This window comes from Microbulbifer flavimaris (assembly GCF_001641755.2).
Classification (GTDB): Bacteria; Pseudomonadota; Gammaproteobacteria; order Pseudomonadales; family Cellvibrionaceae; genus Microbulbifer; species Microbulbifer flavimaris.
Genome location: NZ_LRFG02000001.1, coordinates 1,085,699 through 1,091,832 on the forward strand (window position 1 = coordinate 1,085,699; position 6,134 = coordinate 1,091,832).

Below are 6,134 nucleotides of genomic sequence, written 5' to 3' on the forward strand. Positions count from 1 at the left end.
CCCTCGCTCGATATTGCTCCAGCGCCCCGGAGCGGACGCGGGTCAGGCTTGTTGCAGGCCCGGCGCTACGTAGCGCTGATAATAGGCCACCGACAGCGCATAGAAATCCTCATCGATGCGCCGGCGTATCTCCACCAGCGCCACACCCCGAGCCTGCGGCGTCGGCTGCAGGCCATAGTCCAGCGTATTCTCGATCTGGCTCGCGCCCGCCCGCAGCAGCTCAAACACCCAGCAATAGGGGTTCTGCTCTTCATCGAACCGGATCTGCTGGTGACGCAACTGCGCCAGTAACAGATTGCGATCGATAATCTCCAGCTGGCTCCTCACCGCATTGACCAGGTAGCTCTCGCGGCGCTCGGCAATGATGCGGCGCTGGTCCTCACTGTACCCATTCCAGTCGATCACTTCGTGGGCAAAGCGCTTGCAGCCACGACACACGTCATCACCGATACCGGTTGAGCAGACACCAATGCAGGGAGTGCGGACTTTCTTGTACATCAAACGACCAGTTATTCGGCCACCAGAAATGTCACTGGCAGCAGTGGAATCATTGCGGCGCTAGACTATTTTGTTTGCATTCTGAAAGGAAGTCCGGCGCCTGTTTTTCAACCAGAATTCACCAAACAAATAATGGTAATTCGCGTAAGTTATTGATTTTTCAATAAACTTAACAGCATTAGGCCTTTACTGTAGAATTCGCCACCCGCCTCCAGCGGCCACGAACAGAAAGTTTGGCCGGCAAAACCGGACAAGACTTCGCCAGCTGTTGGTTTCACCCCACATACTAAGAGGGACTTATCCGTGCTTGAAGCCTATCGCAAACACGTCGCAGAACGCGCCGAACAGGGTATTCCGCCCAAGCCTTTAGATGCCGAACAAGTGGCCGGGCTGGTAGAGCTCTTGAAAAATCCCCCCGCCGGCGAAGAACAGGAACTGGTGGAACTGCTGACCCACCGCGTACCGCCGGGTGTGGATGAAGCCGCTTACGTGAAAGCTGGCTTCCTGTCCGCGATCGTCAAGGGTGAGGCCGAGAGCCCGCTGATCGACCGCGAACACGCCACCAAACTGCTGGGCATGATGCTGGGCGGTTACAACATCGCCACTCTGGTCGAACTGCTGGACGACAGCAAGCTGGCCGAGCTGGCCGCCGAGCAGCTGAAAGGCACCCTGCTGATGTTCGACGCCTTCCACGATGTGGAAGAGAAAGCCAAAGCCGGCAACGAGCACGCCAAGGGCGTCATCGAGTCCTGGGCCGAAGGCGAGTGGTTCACCAAGCGCGACAAGGTGCCGGAAAGCATCAAGGTTGCCGTGTTCAAGGTGACCGGTGAAACCAATACCGACGACCTCTCCCCTGCCCCCGACGCCTGGTCCCGCCCGGACATTCCCCTGCACGCGCTGGCCATGTACAAGATGAAGCGCGACGGCCTGGAGCCGGAAGAACACGGCGTAACCGGCCCGCTGAAGCAGATTGAAGAAGTCAAAGCCAAAGGACTGCCTGTCGCTTTCGTCGGCGACGTGGTTGGTACCGGTTCCTCCCGTAAATCTGCCACCAACTCCGTACTGTGGTACTTCGGCGAAGACATGCCGGGCGTACCGAACAAGAAAGGTGGCGGTATCTGTATCGGCGGTAAAGTGGCGCCGATCTTCTACAACACCATGGAAGACGCCGGCGCCCTGGTGTTTGAAGCACCGGTTGACGACCTGAACATGGGCGACATCATCGAGATCCGCCCGTACGACGGCAAGATCCTGGCCGAAGACGGCAAAGTACTGTCTGAATTCGAACTGCGCTCCCAGGTACTGCTGGACGAAGTCCAGGCTGGTGGCCGTATCAACCTGATCGTCGGCCGCGGCCTCACCAACAAGGCCCGCGAGTCCCTGGGCCTGGAGCCCACCGACCTGTTCCGCAAGCCGGAGCAGCCGAACGACACCGGCAAGGGCTTCACCCTGGCCCAGAAGATGGTCGGCAAGGCCTGTGGTATGCAGGGCGTGCGCCCGGGTACCTACTGCGAGCCGAAGATGACCACCGTCGGCTCCCAGGACACCACTGGCCCGATGACCCGTGACGAACTGAAGGACCTCGCCTGCCTCGGCTTCCAGGCCGACCTGGTGATGCAGTCCTTCTGTCACACCGCCGCTTATCCGAAGCCGGTGGATATCGACACCCAGCACAAACTGCCGGATTTCATCATGAACCGCGGCGGCGTCTCCCTGCGCCCGGCGGATGGCATCATTCACAGCTGGCTGAACCGCATGCTGCTGCCTGACACCGTGGGCACCGGTGGCGACTCCCACACCCGCTTCCCGATGGGCATCTCCTTCCCGGCCGGTTCCGGCCTGGTAGCGTTTGCCGCAGCCACCGGCGTGATGCCGCTGGACATGCCGGAATCCGTTCTGGTGCGCTTCAAGGGCGAGATGCAGCCGGGTATCACCCTGCGTGACCTGGTCCATGCCATCCCCTACTACGCGATCCAGCAGGGCCTGCTGACTGTCGAGAAGAAAGGCAAGAAGAACATCTTCTCCGGCCGTATCCTCGAGATCGAAGGTCTGGACAACCTGACCGTGGAGCAGGCTTTCGAGCTGTCTGATGCTTCCGCCGAGCGTTCCGCTGCCGGCTGTACCATCAAGCTGTCTGAAGAGACCATCGCCGAGTACCTGCGCTCCAACATCACCCTGCTGCGCTGGATGATCGCCGAGGGCTACGGCTCCAAGCGCACCCTGGAGCGCCGCGCCCGCGCCATGGAAGAGTGGCTGGCCAACCCGGAGCTGATGGAAGCCGACGCCGACGCCGAGTACACCGAAGTCATCGAAATCGACCTGGCCGAGATCAAGGAGCCGATCGTCTGCGCCCCGAACGACCCGGACGACGCGCGCCTGCTGTCCGAAGTGGCCGGCGACAAAGTAGACGAGGTATTCCTCGGTTCCTGCATGACCAACATCGGTCACTTCCGTGCCGCTGGTAAGCTTCTGGAGCAGGTGAAAGGCAGCGTCCCGACCCGCATGTGGATCGCCCCGCCCACCAAGATGGACGAGCACCAGCTGATGGAAGAGGGTTACTACAACATCTACGGCCGCGCCGGTGCCCGCACCGAAATGCCCGGCTGCTCCCTGTGTATGGGTAACCAGGCTCGTGTGGCCCCGAACAGCACCGTGCTGTCCACCTCCACCCGCAACTTCCCCAACCGCCTGGGCGACGGTGCCAACGTATACCTGACAAGCGCGGAACTGGCCTCCGTGGGCGCCATCCTCGGCAAGCTGCCCTCGCCGGAGGAATACCAGGAGTATGCGAAGAACATCAACTCCATGGCGGCAGAGATCTACCGCTACATGAATTTCGACCAGATCGAGGAGTTCCAGAAGTCCGCCGAAGAAGGCCGACGGATCGCCGCGACCGAGATTCAGGAAGTCAGTGTTTAAGCGCTAGCCTGAGCTGAAACAAAAAGCCCTGCCCTCACCGGCGGGGCTTTTTTTTGATCAGAACCACGCCATGCCTAAAGACTCACTGCCCCAGCTGTAAAACACACCTCAATAACACAGTCGTCCCCAAAAGGACTTCTATTCCCTCAACGAAAAATGACCAATAGCGCCCCAGGGTTGCAGTCGTCACGACTGTTATTTCTCAAGGGGAACCTCAACACCCTGAAAAAAGAAGCAAAATCAGATGGTTACGCCAGACCACCGTTACCAGGGATAGTGGTCGTAGCGACCGTTTTGCTCATTCCTGTAATGCAGTGTAATTACGCGAAACCTTGACGCCCCGGGGCTTTGGGCGCATTCTGGCGGGAAATCTATTTTGGGATATGCGTCGGTGGGATAGTCGTCCTTACGACCAAGATACAAATGTTATGCTCAAATGAATTCGTGAGGGAATCATGAATATTGTTGCAATATGTTTAGCATTGTTGGGACTGCTGGTTTTTGCCGGAGGTTTCTATGTTTCTTTGTGTAGAGATCGAGAGAAGCAGGTCGCAGGTTATCCTGAAGATCCCTCCAATCGCTTACATAAAGCAGTTCGGGCGCATGCGAACGCCATTGAATATGCCCCGTTTATAGCTGTACTTATATACGTTACGGCCCAAATGAGTACTGCTACATGGGTGCCCTGGGTTATGGTAGTTTTAGTTTTGGCCAGATACCTCCACTTCGCCGGAATGGTACTTTCTCCTACTATAGCAGAGCCATATCCTCTTAGATTTGTTGGGGCACTTAGTACGTATATCTTTGGTACTCTACTGAGCCTGTACCTGGTATTTGTGGTTCTTACCCAAGCATAACAAACAGCGGCAGAGCGACAGCCAACGCTACGCACCTTTTGTGTTACTCGCTGGCGCTCAAACATTAACACAAAAGGCGCTCCGCGCTGGCTGCGCCTGCGCTGGGCGTTAATGGGCCTAGGATGAGAAGTGCGCAAGGAATCATCATTGGATCAGTCGGTGCGGCCGTTATCGCCACTTTAGGCATGGCGGTAGTATCACCTGAAGTGCCTTTTAACCAGATTCCCGCTGTTGTTTTTGTGTACTCCTTGGTTGGTTCGATCTTCGCTGTTGTTTCTGCTTTTCTATTTGGCTGGCCGCTTTCACTGCTCTATAAACGGCTAGGATTCGCTAGCTGGTGGCAGTATTGTTTCGGCGGGGCTTTTTGCGCGTTTCCATTCTGGGTCGCATGGTTCTATCCGTTTAATGGTGAGCACTGGGAGGTCTATCGAGTGAGTAACAGCGTATATTTCTACAGCGTTGGGATCATCGCGGGTTATATCTATTGGTGGTGCGTTGTGCGGCCCATTAACAAGTCAAAGCACATGGACGGCGCAAGCGCCGCCAGTGTTTGAAGCGTTATGGTTCAATGAAAAATATTTTTCTAGCAATTTCTGTTTTTCTTGCAAATTATAGCTTTGCATGTGAAAAGTCGAGCGTTGACGTATTTATTCGGGATGTGAAGGTGTATCAGAATCAGGCGCAAACGTGCACATCCTTTCAGATGCTTCTCAGTGAATTTGTAGAGGGTGAAAACCGGTATATTGATTCAGCGTACTTAAACATTATTGATGAAAACAATGAAGTGGTGGCTCAACTTGCTCCTGAGTTAGAGCGTCCAGCTTTTGGCAACCTGATTTTATCTATGTGCCTTTCAAAGGAGTACATAGAAAATTCGCGTGTTTTTCTTAATGTAAAACCACTGCCATCGGTAAAATTAAAAGGCGATGGAGTGGTAGCTACCGGCGGCCATTTGTGCCTGGATACACGTGAGCTGGTTCTCTCCAAGCTCGTAAAGGACGGTGGTGAGCAGAAGCTCCGTGCCAAATAACCATAACAAACAGCGGCAGAGCGACAGCCAACACTATGCGCCTTTTGTGTTACTCGCTGTCGCTCAAACATTAACACAAAAGGCGCTCCGCGTTGGCTGCGCCTGCGCTGGGCGTTATGCGTACGGAGAAATATGATTGAGTCGGAATGAATTTGATCAGACGTACAGCAATTACTTGAAGCTTCACCGTATTAGAGAGGATTGGTGTAGAACAAGGCCCTCCAGAAGTCCTGACGTTTGCGGCTTCGAAGTCATCTTAGATTGTGAAAAAATTCACGACATTCCAAGTCTCTTTATAGAGTGGGGTAGTCTAATTAACGGTACAGCGGGCTACTATGGTGCGTGCTTGGATTCACTGGATGACTGCCTGTGTGGAAGTTTTGGAGCGCGGCCGCCTTTCACAGTTACTGTGGTTCAAAAGGAGTTGGGATTTGCATCTACATGTGGGGATGCGGAGCACAATTGGCATCTATGTTGGGAGAGGAGAGCGGTTGACAGAGGCCTGCTAACGGGGCAGGAATTGAGGGATCTAGGTTATCCAATTGCTGCCAACTCTCCTCAATTCGAAATGAGCCCTTCATATCTGGAGAGGTTTCTAGAAGTGCTTCAAAGGCGCGGAGTGCAGGTCAAGTATATGTAGCCCGCAGCTATCACGCATAACAAGCGGTTGTAATCGCCGCGAAAGACGCGGCTGGGACGGCCTACGCTACGCTCCAGCCGCCCCTAAACCGAGCGTTATGTGCAAATACGATGATTGAGCTCTTCGTTGGGATAGTGGTAGGCGGGCCAGCACTATTTTTGAATTACTTAAGCCCAGTCGTAACCGTAGC

The 6,134-nt window shown here is 55.1% G+C and carries 6 protein-coding genes; 5 read left to right on the top strand and 1 reads right to left on the bottom strand.

The features are described from left to right. Positions 1–42: 42 nt before the first annotated feature. Positions 43–498, bottom strand: coding sequence for a DUF1289 domain-containing protein (locus tag AWR36_RS04810; protein ID WP_067081670.1), 456 nt, complete (start codon positions 496–498; stop codon positions 43–45). Between the two features lie 303 nt (positions 499–801). Between AWR36_RS04810 and acnB the strand changes: the two genes are divergently transcribed. The 5 genes from acnB (at position 802) to AWR36_RS16525 (ending at position 5,944) form a co-directional block, all read left to right on the top strand. Further along, positions 802–3,417, top strand: a complete 2,616-nt coding sequence (acnB, locus tag AWR36_RS04815; RefSeq protein WP_067081673.1) for a bifunctional aconitate hydratase 2/2-methylisocitrate dehydratase — start codon at positions 802–804, stop codon at positions 3,415–3,417. A 455-nt stretch (positions 3,418–3,872) separates the two neighbouring features. Next, positions 3,873–4,274 (top strand): MAPEG family protein, encoded by a 402-nt coding sequence (locus tag AWR36_RS16490; protein WP_082679382.1) that lies wholly within the window; start codon positions 3,873–3,875, stop codon positions 4,272–4,274. A gap of 122 nt (positions 4,275–4,396) precedes the next feature. Continuing rightward, positions 4,397–4,828 carry a hypothetical protein gene (locus tag AWR36_RS16055; RefSeq protein ID WP_141398469.1) on the top strand — a complete coding sequence of 144 codons (432 nt, stop codon included), beginning with the start codon at positions 4,397–4,399 and terminating at the stop codon, positions 4,826–4,828. Between the two features lie 14 nt (positions 4,829–4,842). After that, complete coding sequence (locus tag AWR36_RS04825; protein ID WP_067081676.1) at positions 4,843–5,304, top strand: hypothetical protein; 462 nt, start codon at positions 4,843–4,845, stop codon at positions 5,302–5,304. A gap of 175 nt (positions 5,305–5,479) precedes the next feature. After that, positions 5,480–5,944: a barstar family protein gene (locus AWR36_RS16525; RefSeq protein ID WP_456299104.1), complete on the top strand. Its 465-nt coding sequence runs from the start codon at positions 5,480–5,482 to the stop codon at positions 5,942–5,944. The last annotated feature ends 190 nt before the right edge of the window (positions 5,945–6,134 follow it).

What these genes read in the sequence shown, in the direction of transcription:
- AWR36_RS16490 (WP_082679382.1), top strand. Translation starts at nt 3,873, where the DNA reads ATGAATATTGTTGCAATATGTTTAGCATTGTTGGGACTGCTGGTTTTT.
- AWR36_RS04825 (WP_067081676.1), top strand. Translation starts at nt 4,843, where the DNA reads ATGAAAAATATTTTTCTAGCAATTTCTGTTTTTCTTGCAAATTATAGC.
- AWR36_RS16055 (WP_141398469.1), top strand. Translation starts at nt 4,397, where the DNA reads ATGAGAAGTGCGCAAGGAATCATCATTGGATCAGTCGGTGCGGCCGTT.
- AWR36_RS04810 (WP_067081670.1), bottom strand. Translation starts at nt 498, where the DNA reads ATGTACAAGAAAGTCCGCACTCCCTGCATTGGTGTCTGCTCAACCGGT.